Source organism: Streptomyces sp. NPDC101490 (assembly GCF_044767145.1).
GTDB lineage: Bacteria > Actinomycetota > Actinomycetes > Streptomycetales > Streptomycetaceae > Streptomyces.
Window position 1 is genome coordinate 99834 of sequence record NZ_JBIWNI010000010.1, and the last position, 22127, is coordinate 121960.

The following is a 22127-nucleotide window of genomic DNA, read 5'->3' on the forward strand; positions in this document are numbered from 1 at the left end:
GGCGCGATGTCCGGGCCATGGCCAAGGGGGCTCTTCCGTACGTGGGCGGTCGAGCCCACCGCCCCCGGTGCGGTGCGTCGTGCGGCGGAGGAGCGGCGGCGTCCGGGACAACCCGGCCGTTCCCGCCACGGCGTGAGGTGCCGTGCCGGGTCCCACGGGTCGTACCCGGACCGGCGAGGACGGCCCGGGTACGGCCTGCCGCAACCCCCTTGACCTTCCGTCCGCCGCCCGCCGAGGATCACCGCATGGACCGACTCATCAGCCGTACCGTCGACGGTTTCGTGCGCGCCAGCGCCCGGCGCGTGCCCGACCGCATCGCCGTCCGGTACGCCGACCGGAGCTGGACGTACGCCGAACTCGACGCGGCCGTCTCGACCGCCGCGGCCGTCCTGCGCGAACCGGAGCACGGCCACGGACTGCCCGAGTACGCGAGGGTCGCCACCTACGGCCACAACTCGGATGTCTACCTCGTGGCGTTCCTCGCCTGCGCGCGGGCGGGTCTGATCCATGTGCCGGTCAACCATCAGCTGGTGGGCGAGGACCTCGCCTACCTCCTGGAACAGTCGGAGACCTCCCTCGTCCTCGCCGATCCGGCCCTCGCCGACCGGATTCCGGACGGTTTCGCGGTCAAGGCACTGCGGGACGCGCCCGGTTCGCTCCTCGACGCGCTCGCCGAACCGGAGCCGTTCCTCACCGACCGGGACGCCCTGGACCTGGCCCAGCTGCTCTACACCTCGGGCACGACCGCCCGGCCCAAGGGCGCGATGATGACCCATCTTGCCCTCGCCCACGAGTACGCGAGCGCGATCGAGGCCCTTGACCTCAGCGAGGACGACCGGCCGGTGCACGCGCTGCCGCTCTACCACTCCGCCCAGATCCATGTCTTCCTCCTCCCCTACCTCGCCGTCGGCGCGGAGAACACGATCATCGACGGGCCCGACCCGGCCGTCCTGCTCGACCTGATCGAGGCGGGCCGCGCCGACAGCCTCTTCGCCCCGCCCACCGTATGGATCGGCCTCGCCGAACACCCCGGCTTCGCGGAACGCGACCTGTCCGCCCTCCGCAAGGCCTATTACGGCGCGTCGATCATGCCCGTGCCCGTCCTGGAGCGGCTCCGCGCCCGGCTGCCCGGACTGCGGTTCTACAACTGCTTCGGCCAGTCGGAGATAGGCCCCCTCGCCACGGTCCTGGGCCCCGACGAGCACGAGGGCCGGATGGACTCCTGCGGCCGTCCCGTCCGGCACGTCGAGGCCCGGATCGTCGGTGAGGACGGCGAGGACGTCCCCGACGGCACACCCGGCGAGATCGTCTACCGCTCCCCGCAACTGTGCTCGGGCTACTGGAACAAGCCCGAGGAGACGAAGGCGGCCTTCCGGGGCGGCTGGTTCCACTCCGGCGACCTCGCGGTCCGCGACACCGAGGGCTACCTCACCGTCGTGGACCGGGTGAAGGACGTCATCAACTCCGGGGGAGTCCTGGTCGCCTCCCGCCAGATCGAGGACGTGCTCCACACCCATCCCGCCGTCGCCGAGGTGGCGGTCGTCGGCCTGCCCGACGAGCGCTGGATCGAAGCCGTCACCGCGGTGGTCGTCCCGCGCGGCGAGGTCACCGAGGCGGAACTCCTCACCCACGCCCGGGAGCGCCTCGCGGGCTTCAAGGCCCCGAAGCGCGTCCACTTCCTGCCCGAACTGCCCTGCAACGCGAGCGGCAAGATCCTCAAACGCGAGCTCAGGAACCATTTCGCCCCCCACCCCCCGACCTGACGCCCACCCCGTACCTCCCCTCACCACCGGGGAAGATCCCTCCACATGAGGGCCCGACACCTCTCCGAGCGGCGGGCGGACCGATCGCCCCGGACCCTCGCCCGTGGGCGCTCCCCATGGCCGGAGACGGCCCACCAGCCCGACCGGTTCGCCGGTCTCCCATGCCCCCCGGCTCATCGCAACCGGCCGCCCCGCCGAGCGGACGTCTGCCGGAGGCGGCCTGCGCGCCGCCCTGCTGCGCCACCGGAACCTGCTGCCCGCCTCCCCGGACCCCCTCCGGTGGCGGTCTCCCGGGCGCGGAGGCAGGGGAGACCCCTCCCCGTGCTTCCCCCGAAGCCGTCACCGCCGCCGCCCCGCGCTGCCGTCACCGCCCCCGCCCTCCGTCCCTCTGTGAGGAATCCGCCCCGTCCGCCCCGTCCGCCCCGTCCGCTCCGCACGTCCTGCCGGCCCCTCCGGTACCGTCCCGATCACTCCCCCCGCAGGTCCACGATCCGTTTGATCTTGCCCACCGACCGCTCCAGCGTCTCGGGATCCACCACCTCGACCCCCACCGACACCCCGACGCCGTCCTTGACCGCCGCCGCGATCACCCGGGCCGCCTCCGTCCGCTCCTCCGGCGTCGCCCCGCGCCGGGCCTCGGCCCGTACCGTCAGGGCGTCGAGGCGCCCTTCCCTCGTCAGCCGCAACTGGAAGTGCGGGGCCACCCCGGGTGTGCGCAGCACGATCTCCTCGATCTGGGTGGGGAAGAGGTTCACCCCCCTCAGAATGATCATGTCGTCGCTGCGCCCGGTGATCTTCTCCATCCGCCGGAACGTCCGCGCCGTCCCCGGCAGCAGCCGGGTGAGGTCCCGGGTCCGGTACCGCACGACCGGCATGGCCTCCTTGGTGAGCGAGGTGAAGACCAGCTCGCCCTCCTCCCCGTCGGGCAGGACCTCACCGGTGAACGGGTCCACCACCTCCGGGTAGAAGTGGTCCTCCCAGATGTGCAGCCCGTCCTTGGTCTCGACGCACTCCTGGGCCACACCGGGACCGATGACCTCCGACAGGCCGTAGATGTCGACCGCGTCGATCGCGAACGCCTCCTCGATCTCCTTCCGCATGGCCTCCGTCCACGGCTCCGCGCCGAACACCCCCACCTCCAGGGACGTCGAGCGGGGGTCCACGCCCTGCCGCTCGAACTCGTCGAGGAGGGTCAGCATGTACGAGGGGGTCACCATGATGATCTCGGGCCGGAAGTCCTGGATCAGCCGTACCTGCCGCGCGGTCATGCCGCCCGACGCGGGGATCACCGTGCAGCCGAGGCGTTCCGCGCCGTAGTGGGCGCCGAGCCCGCCGGTGAACAGGCCGTAGCCGTATGCCACGTGGACCTTGTGTCCGGGACGGGCCCCGGCGGCGCGCAGGGAGCGGGCCACGACGTCGGCCCACATGTCGAGGTCGTTCTCCGTATAGCCGACGACCGTGGGCCTGCCGGTGGTCCCGCTGGAGGCGTGCAGCCGCCGTATGCGGGACTGGTCGACGGCGAACATCCCGAAGGGGTAGTGATCGCGGAGGTCGGCCTTGGTGGTGAACGGGAACCGGGCCAGGTCCGCGAGGGTGCGGCAGTCTTCGGGCGTGACCCCGGCGGCGTCGAAGGCGCGCCGGTGGAAGTCCACGTTCGCATAGACGTGCCGCAGGGTCGCCCGCAGCCGCTCCAGTTGGAGGGCCGCCAGCTCCTCGCGTCCGAGCTGTTCGCCGCTGTCCAGCAGTTCCGTCATCACGTCACTCCTCCACGGTCGCAAAACGGGCGACCGATCATTCGGTAGATTCGCTCACCGCCAGTAAATCCGGAGGTACCGGGGGGTTGGCAAGGGGTCACGACCCCGAGATGCGCCAGGGGAACCCCGACAGGGGCGCGCGAACGCCCGTGCGACCCGTTCTTTTCACTTCCGGATCACACCTTTGTGTGCTTTCCGTGCCGGGCGTGCGTCGGTCGTGGAGCACGGGGGGAAGACCTCGAACGCATCCAACAACGGAGACAGGTCCCCCCTTCATGCTCGACACACACGTCCCCGGCCCGGCGGACACCCCGCACGTCCATTTCTGGGCCGTGCCCGATCTCACCGGGCTCGACTTCGACCCCCTGCTGGCCAAGCTGCTCCACGAGGACCCCGTCACCCGGGTCCGGCTGCCGCACGGCGAGGGTCACGCCTGGCTCGTCACCCGGTACGAGGACGTCAAGTTCGTCTCCGTCGATCCCCGCTTCAGCCGCCAGGCCGTGTGGGGCCGCTCGGTCACCCGCGTCGCTCCCCACTTCATCCCGATGGAGGGCGCCGTCGGGTTCGCCGACCCGCCCGACCACACCCGGATGCGGCGGGTCGTGGCCCGCGCCTTCGGCGCCCGCGCCCTGCGCTCCCTCCGCGAACACGCCCAGAACGTGATGGACGGTCTCCTGGACCGCGTCGAGGAGGAAGGCGCCCCCGCCGACCTGATGGAACTGGTCAACCGACCGTTCCCGCTCGCCGTGGTCAGCGAACTCATGGGCGTCCCCGAGGGCGACCGGCCACTGATGGCCCACTGGTCCGACACGATCATCTCGGCCGCCGCCGGGCGCGAGACCAGTGAGCGGGCCAAGTCCGACATGGGCCGCTACTTCACCGAGCTGGTCGGCCGCAGCCACGGCACCGGCAAGGAGACCCTCGCGGCCGTCCTCGCCGACGCCGTCGACGAGGACACACTCACCGAGCACGAGGCCGTCGGGCTCGCCGTACTCATCCAGATCGGTGGCGCCCACGCCGTCCGCAACAACAGCGCCAACATGGTGTACGCGCTGCTCACCCACCCCGAGCACCTCGCCCGGCTGCGCGCCGACCCCGCACTGGTCCCGCACGCCGTCGACGAACTCCTCCGCTACATCCCCCACCGCAACGCCGTCGGGCTCTCCCGGATCGCCCTGGAGGACGTCGACGTCGGGGGCGTCACCATCCCCGCCGGCGAGCCGGTCTACGTCTCCTACCTCACCGCCAACCGCGACCCCGACGTCTTCCCCGACCCCGACCGGCTCGACTTCGACCGGGGCTACAACCCGCACGTCGCCTTCGGGCACGGCCCCCACTACTGCCCGGGCTCCGCGCTCGCCCGCATCGAGTCCGAGATCCTCGTCGAATCCCTGTGGGGCCGCTTCCCCGACCTGCGGCTCGCCGTCCCCGAGAACCAGCTCCGCTGGCAGCGCGGAGCCCTCATCCGCGGCCCCGAGACCCTTCCGGTCACCTGGTGAGAGGAACACACACCCCGTGACAGCCACCGCGATCGGACCGGGCGGAGGCCTCATCGTGCCGCCCGGCCACGGCAAGACGCTGACGACCGCCGCCCAGCACGTCACCTTCAAGGTGACGGGCGAGCACTCCCGTGCCGCCTCCACCTTCGAAGTCGTCGTTCCCCCGGGCTTCGACGTCGGTGCCCACGCGCACGGACGCAGCGAGGAACTGTTCTACGTCCTGGAGGGGGAACTCGACGTCCTCGCCTTTGAACCGCTCGTCCGCACCAGAGACAGCTGGCGCGAATGGGAGTCCGCGTCCGGACAGCGAGCCGTGCGCGCGGCCCCCGGCACCCTGATCCTGGTCCCGCCGGGCTGCCCCCACGCCTTCGCCAACCCCACCGGAGAACCCGTCCGCATGCTGTTCCAGGCCTCGCCGCCGCCCGACCACGAACGCTACTTCGAGGAGCTCATGGACATCCTCGGCTCCGGCGGCGAGGTCGACCACGCCGCCGTCGAAGCGCTGCGCGTCCGCTACGACATCGACCAGATCACCCCGCTGCGGCACGACGCGGGCCGGAGCGCCGTTCCACCGGCCCCCGCGACGACGGCTCCCGTCCCATGAGCCCGCCCGACCGCCCCGGCCCGCCGGACCCTTCCGGCCCACGCGACCGTCCCGGCCCGGCCGGGCCGCCCGACCGTGCCGCCCGGCCCGGCCCCCCTCGTCCGCCCGACCGCCCCGCCCCGCAGGGCCGCCCCGACCCGCCCGACCTCCCTCACGCACCCGACCTCCCTCACCCGACCGACCGGGAGGTCCCTCCCGGCTGCCCCGTTCCGTACGACCGTCCCCTTCCGGACGACCGTCCCGGTGCGGTCGTCCACGACTGGGCCGTGGACCCGCTCCCCGGCACGGTCTTCGACCCGTTGCCGCACCGGCTGCTGCGTGAGGAGCCGGTCGCCCGGGTACGGCTCCGCCACGGCGAGGGCCACGCCTGGCTGGTGACCCGGTACGAGCACGTGAAACAGATCGCCGCCGACCCGCGCATGAGCCGTGCCCTCACCGTCGGGCGGCCCGTCACCAGCATGACCCCGCACACCCTCGCCCCGGCCGGCGGCGTCGGCCGCGCCGACCCGCCCGAGCACACCAGGCTCCGCAGGCTGATCGCCCCCACCTTCGGACGCCGCCGTATGCGCGCCCTGCGCGACCACACCCGCGAGCAGGCCGCCGAACTCGCCCGCCGCACCGCCCAGGCGGGCCCGCCCGCGGACCTCGCCGAGACCTTCATCGGCCCGCTCTCCTCGACCGTCGTCGCCGAACTCCTCGGCGTCCCGGCCGCCGACCTCGACCGGGTCGAGCAGTGGCGCGCGGGCATCCTGTCCAGCGACACCACCGCGGCCGAGGGAGAGGCCGTCAAGAAGGAGATCGCCGGATACTTCGCGGACCTCGCCCGGCAGCGCGCCGACCGTCCCGTCGACGACCTGCTCAGCGAGCTGGCCGGAGCCCGCGAGACCGGCGGGCTCAGCACCCGGGAGCTGGTCTCGACGGCCGTCATGCTCACCCTCAACGGACTCGACGCCGTCCGGAACATCGTCGCCACCATGGTCTACGTGCTCCTCACCCACCCCGAGGAGACGGCCAGGCTCCGCGCCGACCCGCGCCGCCTGCCGCTCGCCGTCGATGAACTCCTCCGCTACATCCCGCAGCGCAACGGCGTCGGGATGCCCCGGATCGCCACCGCCGACATCGAGGTCGGCGGCGTCACCATCCGCGAGGGCGAGGCGGTCTACGTCTTCTACCCCGCAGCGAACCGCGACCCCACCGTCTACACCGACCCCGACCGGCTCGACCTCGAACGGAACGAGGCCCCGAACCTCGCCTTCGGCCACGGCGTCCACTACTGCGCCGGAGCCCAACTCGCCCGGATGGAAGCGGAGGTGATGCTCGAAACCCTCCTCGACCGCTTCCCCCGGCTCGCCACCGCCGTGCCGCCCGAGCAGATCGCCTGGCGCACCGGAACCGTCAACAGAGGGCCCGTCACCCTGCCCGTGACCTGGTGAGACGAGAGAGGGGAGCCGGGGCGAAATCCGTTGCGGCGCTCCCCGCCCGGATGCTGGAGTGACCACCATGGACCCCCAGCAGCTCCTCGACCTGTACGACCGGCAACTCCGCCGCGAAGCCCGCCCGGACGGCCCCGGCTGCCGTGTCGAGCACATCGACGGCGTCGTGCGCCAGACCGGACCGGAGCACGCCTGGAACGGTGTGCTCTGGTCCGGTCTCGACGCCCGGACCGCCGACACCGCCGTCGCCGCGCAGATCGCCCACTACCGCGCCGCCGGGCTCCCCTTCGAATGGAAGCTCTACGGCCACGACACCCCCGCCGACCTCGGCGACCGTCTCCGCGCCGCGGGCTTCACCCCCGAGGACCCCGAGACCCTGATGGTCGCCGAGGCCGACAACCTGCCGGACGTCCCCGTGCCCGACGGCGTGGAACTCCGCGAGGTCACCGACGAGACCGGCGTGCGCCAGGTCGTCGAGGTCCACACCCGTGCCTTCGGCACCGACAGCGGCCATCTCGGACCGCGCCTCCTGGAACAGCTCGCAGCCGACCCGGCGACCCCGCCCGCCGTCGTCGCCCTCGCCGACGGCGAACCCGTCAGCGCCGCCCGGCTCGAACTCACCCCCGGCACCGACTTCGCGGGCCTGTGGGGCGGCGGCACCGTCGAAGGCTGGCGCGGACGTGGCCTCTACCGCGCGCTCGTCACCCACCGCGCCCGGATCGCGGCGGCGCACGGCCACCGCTACGTCCAGGTCGACGCGGCCGACACAAGCCGCCCGATCCTGCGGCGCCTCGGCTTCCTCACCCTGTCCACCACCACGCCGTACACCTACGACCTCCGCGCCGGACTGGGGGAGCACGGCACGGACAGCCCGTGACGTCAGGGCGTCCAGTGCGCCGGACGCTCGAAACCCGCCGGGAGGACGGTCCCGGCATCCCCCCGCGCCGCGTTCAGCTGCGGCTGGGTGAGGAACAGGGCACCCGTGAGATCCGCCCCCGACAGCTCGGCGTCCCGCAGATCGGCGCCGATCAGGTCCGTGAGCGACAGATCCGCCCCGGTCAGATCGGCGGCTATGAGCAGCGCCCCGCGCAGATCGGTGCCCCGCAGCTTCGCCCCCCGCAGCCGCTTCCCGACCAGGTCCGCCCCGCGCCTGCTCCTCGGCCTCCCACCGGCCGTGGCGCGGACCAGTTCGCTGGTGCGTAGCAGCAGGCGGTTCACCTCGGCGCGCACCTCGGACACCTCCAACCGCTCCAGCCGGTCCGCCGGGGCCCCGGCCAGCTCCTCGACACGGGCGAGCGCCGTCCGCAGCCCGGGATGGACCGGCCGCGCCGCCGGACGGTCCAGGGCCTCGGTGAGGTAGCGCAGCAGTTCGTGGAGCTGGCGCACCACCTGGAAGACGTCGTACATCTGCCGGGCGGTCCCGGGGGCCTCGCGCCAGGACACGCCGCCGAAGGTGACCTGGGAGACCCGCTGGCCCGCGCCGAAGCAGTCGTACACCGTGCAGCCCTGGAAGCCGCTGGGCCGCAGCCGGGTGTGGATGCCGCAGCGGAAGTCGTCCCGGAGGTTCCGGCAGGGCTCGCCCGAGGCCTTGTCCACGGCGAAGTCGGCCGATTTCGCGAAGGGCAGCGCCACACAGCACAGACCGAAACAACTGGCGCAGTCGCCGCGCAGCGCGGACTCCCGGGTATCGGGCACGGTGAAACGATTCCTTCGCTGGACGGGACGGTCCGTCCACCGTATCGCGCCCGCCGAAATCGGTTGCGAAGATCATCCAGGGCCGGTGAGGATCGGCGTCATGCCGCACTTCACGACGTACGACGGGACCGAACTCGCCTACCGGGTCGTGGGCGAGGGGGAACCGCTGGTGTGCCTGGCGGGCGGGCCGATGCGCGACGCCGACTACCTCGGCGACCTCGGCGGGCTCGGCGCCCACCGGGCCCTGGTCCTGCTCGACGCCCGGGGCACCGGGGCCTCCGCCGTACCGGCCGACCCCGGTACGTACCGCTGCGACCGGCAGGTCGGCGACGTCGAGGCGCTCCGCGTCCACCTCCGACGGGAGCGGATCGACCTCCTCGGCCACTCGGCGGGCGGGAACCTCGCCACCCTGTACGCCGCCGCGCACCCCGAGCGGGTCCGGTCCCTCGTCCTCGTCACCTCCGTCGGCCGCGCGCTCGGCATCGGCAGCACGGAAGCGGAGTGGGACGCGGTGGTGGAGGGCTTCGCCGACCGGCCCTGGTACCCGGAGGCCCGTACGGCCCTCGACGCGGTCGGCCCAGACACCCCGCCGTCCCGCGTCCGTGAGGCCGTCGCCCCCTTCACGTACGGCCGCTGGGACGGGCCGGCCCGGGAGCACGCGGCGACCGAGGCGGCACAGACGCACGAGGAGGCCGCCTCCGCCTATCACGGCGAGGGGGCGTACGACCCGGAGTCCACCCGCCGCGCGCTGGCCGCGCTCACGGCACCGGTCCTGGTCCTGGCGGGGGAGCGCGACGCGGGCCCCACGCCGGCCACGGCGGCCGAGGGCGCGGCCCGCTTCCCGTCGGCGGAACTCGTCGTCCTGCCGGGCGCCGGGCACTACCCGTGGGTGGACGACGGCCCCGGGTTCGTCCGCGCGGTCGCCGCCTTCCTCGATCCGGAGGTGCGTACGGTCACCGTGGACGGCGTCCGCCTCGCCCACCGGGTACGCGGCCCCGAGGGCGCCCCGCCGGTCGTCCTGGTCCACGGGCGAGGCGAGAACGGAACCACCTGGGAACGCATCGCCGCCGAACTGGCCGCCGACCGCCGGGTGTACGCGGTCGACCTGCGCGGCCACGGACTCAGCGACCGGCCCGGAGGCTACGGCTTCGACGCCTTCCGCGACGAACTGGGCGGCTTCCTGAAGGCCCTCGGACTCGGCGGCGCTACCGTCGTCGCGCACTCGATGGGCGCGGGGGCGGCGTGTCTGCTCGCCGCGCGCGAGCCCGGACTCATCGGCAGGCTCGTCCTGGAGGAGCCCCCGGTCTTCCTCCCGCTGGACCCGCCGCGCCCGCCCGCGGTACGCCCCGAGGGCGCCCTCGGCTTCGACTGGGAGATCGTCCCGGCCACCGACACCCAGCTGAACGATCCGGATCCGTCCTGGTGCGAGGGCCTGTCCGCGATCACCGCCGCCACCCTCGTCGTGGCGGGCGGACCGGCCAGCCACGTGCCGCAGGACCGGATGTCCTGGCTGGCCGGGCGCGTCCCCGGCGCCCGTCTCGTCACGATCGGGGCGGGCCACCTGGTGCACACGGAGCGGCCGGAGGAATTCCTGTCGGCACTGCGGGAGTTCGGAGTCTGACGGACGAACACCCGGGCGGGTCGGGGATCGTACCGTGCCACGGCCCGTAGGACGACCGCACGTCCGAGGACGCCGGTCCGCGTCCGGGGCGACCGGCCGGGCCGGAGGGCGGTGGAGGATCAGAGCATCGCCAGGCCCACCAGCGCCGTCACCACGAGCACCACGATGACCAGGACGTTGACCGTCACCTCGGTCTCCTCGGAGCGGTGCTCGGCCGCGCGGTCCAGCGTGAACTCGGCCGGATCGGACGGCGTGTAGTGGACCGTCACGTCACGGCCGTAGGAGTCGGCGGGGTCCGGCAGGTTCGCGGCGCAGTGGGCGAGGACGGCAGTCCCCGCGCGGGTCGTGAACGACACGACCGGGGTGACGGTCGTACGGGTGTGGCCGTCGTCCTCATCGACGCTGACGTCCTTGAGGACCGCGACGACCCGCCCCCGGACGCTCTCCATCGCGGCCAGCCTCCCGAGCCGCCGGTTCTTGGCGCGGACGGTCCCGGGCAGATGGGCGGCGGCGACGACCGCCCACGGCCAGCCGAAGCCGACCAGCGTCCAGGGCCACCCCCAGGCGAGCGCGGCGAGGACCACCAGCCCGGCGTAGACGAGGAAGAGGGCGCCCATCGGCCACCCGAGCCCCTGGCCGGCTTCCTCCGGGGCGGGGGAGAACCGGTAGGCGTGCGGCGCGCCCCGGGGATGGCTGACCCCGATCTCCCGGCCCTCCCAGGCGACGGTGAGCGTCTCACCGCGTTCCCCGTCGTTCGTCACGACGACGTCCTGCCCGGACACCGGGTCGCGGTAGGAGACGACCACCGATATCCCGCCCAGCCGGGACCCGCCGTGCCGGGGCTCCCGGACCCGGGTGATCCGCCCCGCGAGCCGTACCGTCCGCTGTGCCTTCGTCAGCCCGGCCAGCGACCTGACCAGCCCGACCACCGCCGTCACGGCCCACCCCGCGCACCACAGCACCAGGAACTCGTCCCACCCCATGCGCCTTCGTCCTCCCGTTCGTCCGACCGCCGCGCGGTCGTCGTGCCCCGTCGCGGGACCCTCCCCGCCGCATCGTGCCCGGCCCGTGAGGCCCGGCGCCCGCCCCCGGTCGCTTCCGGCGGAGAGCCGCCGGTCAACGCGTCCCGGGGTCCGTGGACAACGACGAGACGGACCGCCCGGGGGTTCCGGTGTCGCCGGGGGCGCCGAACAGGTCGGCGCGGAACAACAGGAGGACGACGGCCGCGCCGATCAGCAGCCCGAGGAGGGAGAGGAGGGAGCCGAGGCAGTCGCTCGGGACCTCGTGCCGCAGGACCGGACCGGGCGCCGGGTCCACCCGTGCCACCGACGCTCGTTCCTCCCACCGAGGCGTCGGCCGTCGTACGATCCGGGTCTTCCAGGGCCGCTCCGGCGGGTACTCCACGACCACCACCCCGCGCGGCCGGTAGCCCGGCAGTTCCGACAGGTGCACGTCCTGCCGTACCTCCACGCGGAACGGGGCCGCGCCGTCCGGCGCCACGGACAGCTCGAACCGCACCGGCACGTCACTGGCCTCGCCCTCGGAGGCTTCGAGGCTCTCGATCGCGGCGAGCGCGGTGCGCGGCACCTCGGCCGCCTCCCGGGCCACGCGCGGACGGGTGGCGAGGAAGAAGAGCATCCCCGAGAGCGCGGGCAGCACAAGACCCGTGACGACCAGGGGAGTCACGCCGACGACGAAGCCACTGACGAGGGCGGTCAGCGACGCGCCCGTCACCCCGCCCACCAGGAACCCCAGGGCGAGGTAGGCGGGCGGGTGGCGCGGGGGCGGCACGGTGCCCGGTGCGTTCGGCATGGGCCCGATTGTGCCCGCGCCGGACGACGACGGACAGCCCCGGGCGCACCCGGCGGTCCGGCCGCCCTCGGGCCGGGCCTTCGATCCCGGTGGTCAGACGGTCCGACGGCCCGGCGACGGGGGCGGGGTCCCGGTCGTCCGACCACCGGGCCGTGGGCTTCGAGTCCGGCGGTCGGGCCACCCCGGGGGCCGTCGCCCCGGCGGTCGGGCCACCCGAGGGGCCGTCGTCCCGGCGGTCCGGCCACGCCTGCGGGGTCCCGGGTCCCGGCGGTCCGGCCCCTCCGGCGGGGGCTCCTCAGTCGCGGGGCCCCTCCGCCGCGTCGGCGTCCACCGCCACCGTGCGGGCCCAGCGGTAGTCCGCCTTGCCGCTGGGGGACCGCTGGACGCGGTCGGTGAGAACCAGCTGGCGCGGGACCTTGTAACCGGCCAGCCGCGCCCGGCAGTGCTCCTGCAGGGACGCCAGGTCCAGCGGCGGGGCGTCCGCGCGGAGCTGGACGACGGCGGCGACATGGCTGCCCCAGCGCGCGTCGGGCACCCCGGCGACGAGCGCGTCGTACACGTCGGGGTGAGCCTTCAGTGCCTGCTCCACCTCCTCCGGATAGACCTTCTCGCCGCCCGTGTTGATGCACTGGGAACCCCGCCCCAGGACGGTCACCACACCGGACGCGTCCACGGTCGCCATGTCCCCGAGGAGGACCCACCGCAGCCCGTCCCGCTCGAAGAACGTCTCGGCGGTCTTGGCCGGGTCGTTGTAGTAGCCCAGCGGCACATGGCCGCGCTGCGCCAGACGGCCGGTCTCCCCGGGGGCGACCGGGGCGAGCGTCGCCGGATCGACGACCTGCGTGCGCTCGTTGACGTGCAGCCGGAAGCCCTTCGCGGGGCCCGAGTCGTCGGTCGCGCGCCCATTGGAACCGGACTCCGTGGAGCCGAAGTTGTTGAGCAGCAGGACGTGCGGCATCAGCTCCTGGAGCTGCGCCCGTACGGTCTCCGACATGATCGCCCCGGACGAGGAGAGGCTGAACAGGGCGGACAGGTCCGTGTCCTTCAGCGGGCCGCTCAGCGCGTCCACCAGCGGCCGCAGCATCGCGTCCCCGACCAGGGAGATGCTGGACACCTTCTCCTTGGCCAGGGTCCGCAGCACCTCTTCGGGGACGTACTTGCGGTGCAGGACGACCCGCTGCCCGTAGTCGAAGGCGATGAACGCGGTCAGCGTGGACGTGCCGTGCATCAGGGGAGGCGCAGGGAAGAAGGTGATGCCCGCGCCCCCGGCGGCGACCCGTTCGGCCAGTTCCTCGGGGCGCTTCACGGGCTCTCCCGAGGGATCGCCGCCGAACAGCCCCGCGAAGAACAGGTCCTCCTGGCGCCACAGCACGCCCTTGGGCATCCCCGTCGTCCCACCGGTGTAGATGATGAAGAGGTCGTCGCCGGAGCGGGGCCCGAAGCCGCGTCCCGGCGAGCCCGAGGCCTCCGCCTCGGCGTACGCCACGCAGTCGAGCGGCGGGGCGTCCCCGGGCGGGGTCCCCACCCGCACCAGGTGCCGCAGCTTCTCCGTCTGCGGCAGCGCCGCCGCGACCCGCTCGGTGAACTCGGCGTCGAAGACGAGGGCGGCGAGGTCGGCGTCCCGGTAGAGATAGACCAGTTCCTCCTCCACGTACCGGTAGTTCACGTTCACCGGCACGATCCGCGCCTTCAGACAGGCGAGGACGGTCTGGAGGTACTCGATCCCGTTGTAGAGGTGGAGCCCCAGGTGTTCGCCGGGCCGCACGCCCGCGTCGAGGAGGTGGTGGGCCACGCGGTTGGCCGCCGCGTCCAGCTCCGCGTAGGTGAGCCGGCGCTCCTCGCCCGTGCCGGGATGGTCGACGTACACCAGCGCCTCGCGGTCGGGGACCACGTCGACGACCGATTCGAACAGGTCGGCAAGGTTGTACTCCACCGTTCCTCCTGACCCCGGCTCGTGCTGACGGATACGGGTGCGCACCGGCTCGGCGGTCATTAGAGCGCCGACCGCCCGAGGGCGGAAGGGGGTGCGCAGAAGAAACTGACTGAGTGTCAGAAAACTATTGAACTGGACCCCCGGCTCCTGCAACCTGTTCCAGAACTGGAGACGGGAGGCCCCCATGGGCGGCACCGAACACCTCAGCGTCCGGCGCGAAGGCGCCACGCTCGTCCTCACTCTGAACCGGCCCGAGGCCAAGAACGCCCTGTCGCTGCCGATGCTCGTCGGCCTGTACGACGGCTGGCTGGAGGCCGACGCGGACGACGCCGTCCGCTCGGTCGTCCTCACCGGAGCGGGCGGCGCGTTCTGCGCGGGCATGGACCTCAAGGCCCTGGCCGGAAAGGGCATGGAGGGGGAGCGGTACCGGGACCGGCTCAAGGCCGACCCCGACCTGCACTGGAAGGCGATGCTGCGCCACCACCGGCCCCGCAAGCCCGTCATCGCCGCCGTCGAGGGGCACTGCGTCGCGGGCGGCACCGAGATCCTCCAGGGGACCGACATCCGGGTCGCGGGCGCCTCCGCCACCTTCGGTCTCTACGAGGTCCGGCGCGGGCTCTTCCCCATCGGCGGCTCCACCGTGCGGCTGCCCCGGCAGATCGCCCGTACCCACGCCCTCGAAATGCTCCTCACCGGCCGTCCGTACGGCGCGGAGGAAGCCGCCCGTATCGGGCTCGTCGGCCGGGTCGTCCCCGACGGCACCGCCCTGGACACCGCGCTCGGCCTCGCCGAACGCGTCAATGCCTGCGGTCCGCTCGCGGTCGAGGCCGTCAAGGCCTCCGTCTACGAGACGGCCGAACTGACCGAGACCGAGGGGCTGGCCGCCGAACTCGCGCGCGGCTGGCCGATCTTCGACACGGCGGACGCGAAGGAGGGCGCGCGGGCTTTCGCGGAGAAACGGACACCGGAGTTCCGCCGGGAGTGACGGCGACGGCCCGCCCCGGGGCCGGGTCTCGTCGGGCACGACGCCTGCCCCCGCGGTCCGGGGGCTCGTCGGACACGGGGCTCCCGGCCTCCGTCGGGGGTTCCGGGGCCCCGCGGGGCACGAAGCTCCCGGCCCCCGCCCGCCCGCAGTCCCGGGGTCGGCCAGGAACGACGTCCCCGGCCATTTCTGGGCGGGGATGTCCCGCGCGAAGCGGCGGCGCCCGCCACCGCGCCCCTGGAGCCGGAACCGGGGGTCGGAATCGGGCCCGATCCGGAACCGGGGCCTGGCCGGGAGCGGCGTTCCCCCGTTCCCCCTCCGCCGCGTCCGGGGCGGAGCCCGCACCGACGGCCTGCCCGCACCGACGGGTCCGCCCGTACCGACGAGCCCGCCCCGGGGCCCCGGCCGGACCGCCCGGCGGCCCCCGGCCGGACCCGCCCACCCCCACGCAGCCCCTCCCGACACAGGAGCCCGCACATGACCGTCACCCCACCGCCGGAGACCCTCCGCGCCCCCCTCGTCGTCGAGTTCCCCTTCACCCGGTCCCTCGGCCCCGTCCAGTCCGCCTTCCTCACCGGACTCCGCGAGCGGACCGTGCTCGGCGTCCGGACCACGACCGGCGAGGTCCTCGTCCCGCCCGTCGAGTACGACCCCGCCACCGCCGAGGAACTCTCCGACCTCGTCGAGGTCGCCCCCACCGGCACCGTCACCACCTGGGCCTGGAACCCGCACCCCCGCCCCCACCAGCCCCTCGACACCCCCTTCGCCTGGGTGCTGGTCCGGCTCGACGGCGCCGACACCGCCCTCCTCCACGCCCTCGACGCCCCCGGCCCCGAAGCCGTCCGCACCGGCGCCCGGGTCCGGATCCGCTGGGCCGCCGAACGCACCGGCGCCATCACCGACATCGCCTGCTTCGAGCCGTACGACAGCGACCCCGACGGCACGGCGAGCCCCCACGACGGACGCTTCGACGCCCCCGTCACCGGCATCGTCGCCCCCGCCCGCCTCGACTACACCTACAGCCCCGGCCGCGCCCAGACCCGCTACCTCGAAGCCCTCGCCGAACGCCGCACCGTCGGCGAACGCTGCCCCGTCTGCGCCAAGGTGTACGTGCCGCCCCGAGGTGCCTGCCCCGCCTGCGGGGTCGCCACCACCGACCGGGTCGAGGTCGGCCCCGGCGGCACCGTCACCACCTACTGCATCGTCAACATCAAGGCCCGCAACGCCGACATCGAAGTCCCCTACGTCTACGCCCACATCGCCCTCGACGGCGCCGGGCTCGCCCTCCACGGACGCATCGGCGGCATCCCCTACGACCAGGTCCGCATGGGCCTGCGGGTCGAGCCCGTCTGGACCGACGGCGGCCGGTACCCCGACCACTACCGGCCCACCGGCGAACCCGACGCCGACTACGACACCTACAAGGAGCTGCTGTGAGGCCCGACCGAGAGGTGGCGATCGTCGCCTTCGCCCAGAGCGACCACCGACGGCGCACCGACGACCTCTCCGAGGTCGAGATGGTCATGCCCGTCCTCCACGACGTCCTGCGGCGGACCGGCCTGAAGACCGCCGACATCGGCTTCACCTGTTCCGGCTCGTCCGACTACCTCGCCGGACGCGCCTTCTCCTTCACCATGGCCCTCGACGGCGTCGGCGCCTGGCCGCCGATCTCCGAGTCCCACGTCGAGGCCGACGGCGCCTGGGCCCTGTACGAGGCATGGGTCAAGCTCCTCACCGGCCAGGCCGACACCGCGCTGGTCTACGCGTACGGCAAGTCCTCGCCCGGCTCCGTCCGCGACGTCCTCACCCGCCAGCTCGACCCCTACTACCTGGCCCCCCTCTGGCCCGACTCCGTGGCCCTCGCCGCCCTCCAGGCACAGGCCCTCCTCGACGCGGGCGACACCGACGAGGAGGCCCTCGCGGGCATCGCCGCCCGCAGCCGCGCCGACGCCACCGGCAACCCGCACGCCCAGCTGCGCGGCGCCCGTCCCCGGGGCGACCGGCTCGTCGGCCCCCTCCACACCGGCGACTGCCCGCCGATCGGCGACGGCGCCGCCGCGGTGATCCTCGCGGCCGGTGACCGAGCCCGCGAACTGTGCGCCCGCCCCGCCTGGATCCGGGGCATGGACCACCGGATCGAGGCGCACTCCCTCGGCGTCCGCGACCTCACGAGATCACCCTCCACCCGCCTCGCCGCCGAACACGCCGGAGTCTTCGAACGGCCCGTCGACACCGCCGAACTCCACGCCCCCTTCACCTCCCAGGAAGTCGTGCTGCGCAAGGCCCTCGACCTCGACGACAGTGTGCTGATCAACCCGTCCGGCGGAGCGCTCGCCGCCAACCCGGTCATGGCCGCCGGGCTCATCCGGTTCGGCGAGGCCGCCGCCCGCGTCCACCGGGGCGCGTCCGACCGGGCCCTCGCCCACGCCACCTCGGGACCGTGCCTCCAGCAGAACCTGGTCGCCGTCCTGGAAGGAGAGCCCCATGTCCGCTGAGCCCGTCGCCGTCGTCGGCATCGGCCAGACCAAACACGTCGCCGCCCGCCGGGACGTCTCCCTCGCCGGACTCGTCCGCGAGGCCGCCGTCCGCGCCCTGGCGGACGCGGAACTGACCTGGGCGGACATCGACGCCGTCGTCATCGGGAAGGCACCGGACTTCTTCGAGGGCGTGATGATGCCGGAGCTGTACCTCGCCGACGCGCTCGGCGCGGTCGGCAAACCCATGCTCCGCGTGCACACCGCCGGCTCCGTCGGCGGCTCCACCGCCCTGGTCGCCGCCAACCTGATCGCCGCCCGCGTCCACGGCACCGTCCTCACCCTCGCCTTCGAGAAGCAGTCCGAGTCCAACGCCATGTGGGGCCTCTCCCTGCCCGTCCCCTTCCAGCAGCCGCTGCTCGCGGGCGCCGGGGGCTTCTTCGCCCCGCACGTCCGCGCCTACATGCGCCGCACCGGCGCCCCCGACACGATCGGCTCCCTCGTCGCGTACAAGGACCGGCGCAACGCGCTCAAGAACCCCTACGCCCACCTCCACGAGCACGACCTCACCCTGGAGAAGGTCCAGTCCTCCCCGATGCTCTGGGACCCCATCCGCTACTCCGAGACCTGCCCCTCCTCGGACGGCGCCTGCGCCATGGTCCTCACCGACCGCGCGGGCGCGGCCCGCGCACCCCGCCCGCCCGCCTGGATGCACGGCGGGGCGATGCGCAGCGAACCCACCCTCTTCGCGGGGAAGGACTTCGTCTCGCCCCGGGCGGGCCGGGACTGCGCCGCCGACGTCTACCGGCAGGCGGGCATCACCGACCCGAGGCGCCAGATCGACGCCGTCGAGATGTACGTGCCGTTCTCCTGGTACGAACCGATGTGGCTGGAGAACCTCGGCTTCGCGGAGGAGGGCGAGGGCTGGAAGCTCACCGAGGCGGGGGTCACCGAACTCGACGGCGACCTGCCCGTGAACCCCTCCGGCGGAGTCCTCTCCACCAACCCCATCGGCGCCTCCGGAATGATCCGCTTCGCCGAGGCGGCCCTCCAGGTACGGGGAGAGGCGGGCGAGCACCAGGTCGAAGGCGCCCGCAGGGCCCTCGGCCACGCCTACGGAGGAGGCGCGCAGTTCTTCGCCATGTGGCTCGTGGGAGACACCCCGCCCACCGGCTGAGCACCTACCGGAGGCAGTACGTAACCGGAGCCGGGCCCGTCACCGGGGCGGTCCCGCTCCGGACGGGCCGGACGGCCGCCCGGCGCACACCGGTCCGGCCGGGGCGGCCGACAATCGAGGGAGGCCACCTCCACGTTTGCCCGGCACGGGGCCCACCGACCGGCGTACGCTGGGGTTTTCGCGGGGCTACCCGCCGGGCATCCCGATCGTGCGCCCGGCGCACGCCCCCGGTGGTGGGGGTGGAACGTGGCACAGCGGAACGGTCGGACGGCCCGTCGGGGACTCGGCCTCTTCGAACGCGAAGCGGCGCTCAACGCGGCCGAGGAGGCCCTCGACCTGCTGACCGGCCTCGTCGAGGACCCGCCCTGGCCCGACCGCGTGCCCGCACTCCGCCCGCGCCTCGTCGCCCTGCCCGGACTCGGACACGAGGAGGCCAGGCCCCGTACCGGAAGCACCCCCGCCACCGACGAGGGGACCACGGCCGCCCCGCTCCCCGGCGCCCCCGCCACCGAGGCGGGCGAACACCCGCCGGGAGCCCGGCGCGGCGGCATCCTCGCCTACGCCGCACCCGCCGGACTCGGCAAGACCACCCTGCTGACCGAGATACGGCGCCGCGCCGCCGCCCGCGGCTGCACCGTCCTCTCCGCCCGGGGCGGCGACCAGGAACAGCAGGTCGCCTTCCACGTCGCCCGGCAGCTCCTCCAGCCCCAGCTGGCCCACGCCACCGACACCGAACTGCGCGAACGGCTCGGCTCCTGGTACGACATCGTCGGCCCCGCCCTCGGCCTGCGCGCCTCCGACGAGGGATCGCCGCCCGACCCGCAGGGCCTGCGCGACGGACTCGACTGGGTCCTCACCCACCTCGCCGTCCGCCGCGCGCCCCTCGTCGTCGTCCTCGACGACGCCCACTGGGCCGACCCCGAGTCCCTCGGCTGGCTCGCCGCGTTCGCACCGCGCGCCGAAGAGCTGCCCATGCTCCTCGTCGTCGCCTACCGGCCCGACGAACTCCCCGACGAAGGAGTCGAATTCACCGGCCGCAGGTCCGGACAGCGCCCGCTCGGACTCGCCCCGCTCACCTCCGACGCCGTCACCCGGCTCGTCCGCGACCAGGTGGGCGCCCACGCCGACGAGGTCTTCTGCCGCGACTTCTGGACCGTCACCTCCGGCAACCCCTTCGAGGCGGTGGAGCTCGCCGCCAAGGTCCGCGACCACGGCCTCACACCCACCGCCGACTCCGCACCCGCGCTCCGCGACCTCGTCGCCGCCCTCAAGGGCGCCGGACTCGTCACCCGCCTCGAACGGCTCGGCACCGCCACCGTCCGCCTCGCCTGGGCCTGCGCCGTCCTCGGCACCGAGATCTCGCCCCAGCTCGCGGGCTCCGTCGCCGGACTCGGCGGCGAAGCGGTCGCGGACTGCGCCGCCCGGCTCCGCGAGGCCCGCGTCCTCGCCGAGGCGGAGCACCCCGACGACCCCCTCCAGTTCGTCCACCCGCTCATCGCCAGCGCCGTCTACCGCTCCATCCCCGACGGCCTGCGCGTCGCCCTGCACGGCCAGGCCGCCTGGTGCGTCGTGGACGCGGGCCTCGGCCCCACCGCGGCCGCCCGCCACCTCCTGGAGACCCACCCCGAGGGCGACTCGGGGGTCGTGCACCAACTGCGCGCCGCCGCGAGCGAGACCCTGCGCGCGGGAGCCCCCGACGCGGCCCGCCGCTACCTCGCCCGCGCCCTGCGGGAACCACCCGCCCCCGCCGACCGGGCCGCCGTCCTCTTCGAACTGGGCTGCTCCTCGCTCCTCACCGAACCCGCCACCACCGTCAACCATCTGCGCGCCGCCCTGGAGGAACCCGTCGCCGACCCGGCGCTGCGCCACGGCATCGTCTACCGGCTGGCCCAGGTCCTCGCCCACAGCGACCGGCTCGCCGAGGCGTCCGAACTCCTCGGCTGCGAGGCCCGGCAGGCCACCGACGCCCGCAGCCGCCTGCGGATGCAGGCCGAGAAGTTCATGTGGGACGCGCTGCGCGCCGACGAACCCGAATCACCCGCCCGGTCCCGGCGCCTCGCGGCCCTCGCCGACCGGCTCACCGGCCGGGACGTCACCGAGCGGTACATCATCGGACTCCGCGCCTGGGACGCCACCCTGCGCGCCGAACCCTCCTCCGTCGCCCTCGAACACGCCGAGCGCGCCCTCGAAGGCGGCCTGACCTGGGCCGACGAGAGCAGGGGCTTCGAAGTGCCCGTCCTCGTGGCCCTCCTCCACCTGTACGCCGACCGGCCCGGCCGCGCCGAGGAACTCTTCGCCGCCGGAACCGCCGAGTTCGAGAAGCAGGGCTGGCGCGGCGCGCACCTGGCCTTCGCGTACACCCTCATCGGCTACATCCGCTTCCGGCGCGGCCGGCTGATGGAGGCCGAGGACTTCGCCCGCTCCGGACTCCGCCTCGCCGAGCGCGTCGGCGCCCGCACCCCGGCCCTCTGGTACGCCACCGGCGTCATGATCGAGGTCCTCATCGCCCGGGGCCGTACGGACGAGGCCGAGCGGGTCGCCCGCGAGCACGACTTCGGCGAACCGTTCCCCGCCGCCGTCACCATCCCCGACTGCGAGACCGTCCACGCCGAACTGCTGCTGGCCACCGGCCGCACCCAGGAGGCCGCCGAGGAACTGGCCGCCGTCGGCAGGCGCCTCGACCCGCGCGGCAAGCGCAACCCCTCCTGCTGTCCCTGGCAGCTCCACCTCGCCCTCGCCGAGGCGGCGACCTCCCCGGCGAAGGGCCTCGCCACCGCCCACGAGGCCGTCGCCCGCGCCCGCCAGTACGGCGCGCCGTCCGCGATCGGCCAGGCACTCCGGGTGGCCGCCGAGGTCTCCGAGGGACCCGAGCGGATCAAGCTCCTGGAGGAGTCCGTCGACTGGCTCGACCAGTCCCCGGCCGCCTACGAGCTGGCCCGCTCCCTGGTCGCGCTCGGAGCGGCCCTGCGCCGCACCGAGCGCGCCGCGGAGGCGGCCGAGCACCTCTACCGGGGCCTGGAGACCGCCCAGGACTGCGGCGCCGACGCCCTCGTCGAGACGGCACGGGCCGAGCTGGCCGCGGCCGGACTGCGCCCCCGCGCGCTCCACCCGGCGGGCACCCACAGCCTCACCGCCCGTGAGCGGGCCGCCGCCAACCTCACCGTCCGCGACCAGGACGCGGCCACCGTCCTCGGGACCGACCCGACCGCCGTCGCCCACCTCCTCTCGGCCGTCTACCGCAAGCTCGGCACCGACCGGACGGGACTCGATCAGGCCCTGCGGAACACCGGAGGAGACCCTTCCGAATCCGCCGGACGGGAGTGAGCGCCGGGAGCCGCCCGGCGCGTCGCGTCGCGCGCCGGGGCACGTACCATGGCCGT

At 74.1% G+C, this 22127-nt stretch carries 16 protein-coding genes; 11 read left to right on the forward strand and 5 right to left on the reverse strand.

The window, feature by feature from the left end; all coding sequences use genetic code 11:
• Positions 1-245 precede the first annotated feature (245 nt).
• Entirely contained in the window at positions 246-1763 is a 1518-nt protein-coding gene (locus ACIRQY_RS20195) for a fatty acyl-CoA synthetase (RefSeq protein WP_403927507.1), read from the forward strand.
• Between the two features lie 467 nt (positions 1764-2230).
• Here ACIRQY_RS20195 and paaK read toward each other — a convergent pair whose 3' ends face one another.
• Positions 2231-3517, reverse strand: a complete 1287-nt coding sequence (gene paaK / locus ACIRQY_RS20200; RefSeq protein WP_403927509.1) for a phenylacetate--CoA ligase PaaK — start codon at positions 3515-3517, stop codon at positions 2231-2233.
• Between the two features lie 275 nt (positions 3518-3792).
• On the opposite strand from paaK, the gene ACIRQY_RS20205 reads away from it, so the two are divergent.
• The 4 genes from ACIRQY_RS20205 to ACIRQY_RS20220 all read left to right on the forward strand — a co-directional run bounded on the left by ACIRQY_RS20205 (position 3793) and on the right by ACIRQY_RS20220 (position 7930).
• A complete protein-coding gene (locus ACIRQY_RS20205) occupies positions 3793-5016 on the forward strand; it encodes a cytochrome P450 (protein ID WP_403927512.1) in 1224 nt (407 codons plus the stop codon).
• A gap of 16 nt (positions 5017-5032) precedes the next feature.
• Positions 5033-5620 (forward strand): cupin domain-containing protein, encoded by a 588-nt coding sequence (locus ACIRQY_RS20210; protein WP_351795912.1) that lies wholly within the window; start codon positions 5033-5035, stop codon positions 5618-5620.
• 266 nt (positions 5621-5886) lie between these two features.
• Entirely contained in the window at positions 5887-7053 is a 1167-nt protein-coding gene (locus ACIRQY_RS20215) for a cytochrome P450 (RefSeq protein WP_403927515.1), read from the forward strand.
• 67 nt (positions 7054-7120) lie between these two features.
• The gene (locus ACIRQY_RS20220; protein ID WP_403927518.1) at positions 7121-7930 is read left to right on the forward strand and encodes a GNAT family N-acetyltransferase; all 810 of its coding nucleotides are present in this window, start codon (positions 7121-7123) and stop codon (positions 7928-7930) included.
• Positions 7931-7932: 2 nt separating this feature from the next.
• Here the strand turns inward: ACIRQY_RS20220 and ACIRQY_RS20225 are convergent, their stop codons facing one another.
• Positions 7933-8748, reverse strand: coding sequence for a pentapeptide repeat-containing protein (locus ACIRQY_RS20225; protein WP_403927520.1), 816 nt, complete (start codon positions 8746-8748; stop codon positions 7933-7935).
• Between the two features lie 100 nt (positions 8749-8848).
• On the opposite strand from ACIRQY_RS20225, the gene ACIRQY_RS20230 reads away from it, so the two are divergent.
• Complete coding sequence (locus ACIRQY_RS20230) at positions 8849-10369, forward strand: alpha/beta fold hydrolase (protein WP_403927523.1); 1521 nt, start codon at positions 8849-8851, stop codon at positions 10367-10369.
• Between the two features lie 119 nt (positions 10370-10488).
• Here ACIRQY_RS20230 and ACIRQY_RS20235 read toward each other — a convergent pair whose 3' ends face one another.
• From ACIRQY_RS20235 to ACIRQY_RS20245, 3 genes are all read right to left on the reverse strand, one after another.
• Entirely contained in the window at positions 10489-11352 is an 864-nt protein-coding gene (locus tag ACIRQY_RS20235) for a DUF3592 domain-containing protein (RefSeq protein ID WP_403927526.1), read from the reverse strand.
• Between the two features lie 133 nt (positions 11353-11485).
• Complete coding sequence (locus tag ACIRQY_RS20240; protein WP_403927528.1) at positions 11486-12181, reverse strand: hypothetical protein; 696 nt, start codon at positions 12179-12181, stop codon at positions 11486-11488.
• A gap of 295 nt (positions 12182-12476) precedes the next feature.
• Positions 12477-14114, reverse strand: a complete 1638-nt coding sequence (locus ACIRQY_RS20245) for an acyl-CoA synthetase (protein WP_351795933.1) — start codon at positions 14112-14114, stop codon at positions 12477-12479.
• 184 nt (positions 14115-14298) lie between these two features.
• On the opposite strand from ACIRQY_RS20245, the gene ACIRQY_RS20250 reads away from it, so the two are divergent.
• The 5 genes from ACIRQY_RS20250 to ACIRQY_RS20270 all read left to right on the forward strand — a co-directional run bounded on the left by ACIRQY_RS20250 (position 14299) and on the right by ACIRQY_RS20270 (position 22071).
• Positions 14299-15099 carry a crotonase/enoyl-CoA hydratase family protein gene (locus ACIRQY_RS20250; RefSeq protein WP_351795969.1) on the forward strand — a complete coding sequence of 267 codons (801 nt, stop codon included), beginning with the start codon at positions 14299-14301 and terminating at the stop codon, positions 15097-15099.
• A gap of 474 nt (positions 15100-15573) precedes the next feature.
• On the forward strand, positions 15574-16533 hold the full coding sequence (locus tag ACIRQY_RS20255) for a Zn-ribbon domain-containing OB-fold protein (RefSeq protein WP_403927530.1): 960 nt from the start codon (positions 15574-15576) through the stop codon (positions 16531-16533).
• Positions 16530-17591 carry a thiolase domain-containing protein gene (locus ACIRQY_RS20260; RefSeq protein WP_403927533.1) on the forward strand — a complete coding sequence of 354 codons (1062 nt, stop codon included), beginning with the start codon at positions 16530-16532 and terminating at the stop codon, positions 17589-17591. Before ACIRQY_RS20255 ends, ACIRQY_RS20260 begins: the two co-directional genes overlap by 4 nt.
• On the forward strand, positions 17581-18747 hold the full coding sequence (locus ACIRQY_RS20265; protein ID WP_403927536.1) for a thiolase domain-containing protein: 1167 nt from the start codon (positions 17581-17583) through the stop codon (positions 18745-18747). The genes ACIRQY_RS20260 and ACIRQY_RS20265 overlap by 11 nt, the downstream gene beginning before the upstream one ends.
• A 246-nt stretch (positions 18748-18993) precedes the next feature.
• Positions 18994-22071 carry an ATP-binding protein gene (locus ACIRQY_RS20270; protein ID WP_403927539.1) on the forward strand — a complete coding sequence of 1026 codons (3078 nt, stop codon included), beginning with the start codon at positions 18994-18996 and terminating at the stop codon, positions 22069-22071.
• The last annotated feature ends 56 nt before the right edge of the window (positions 22072-22127 follow it).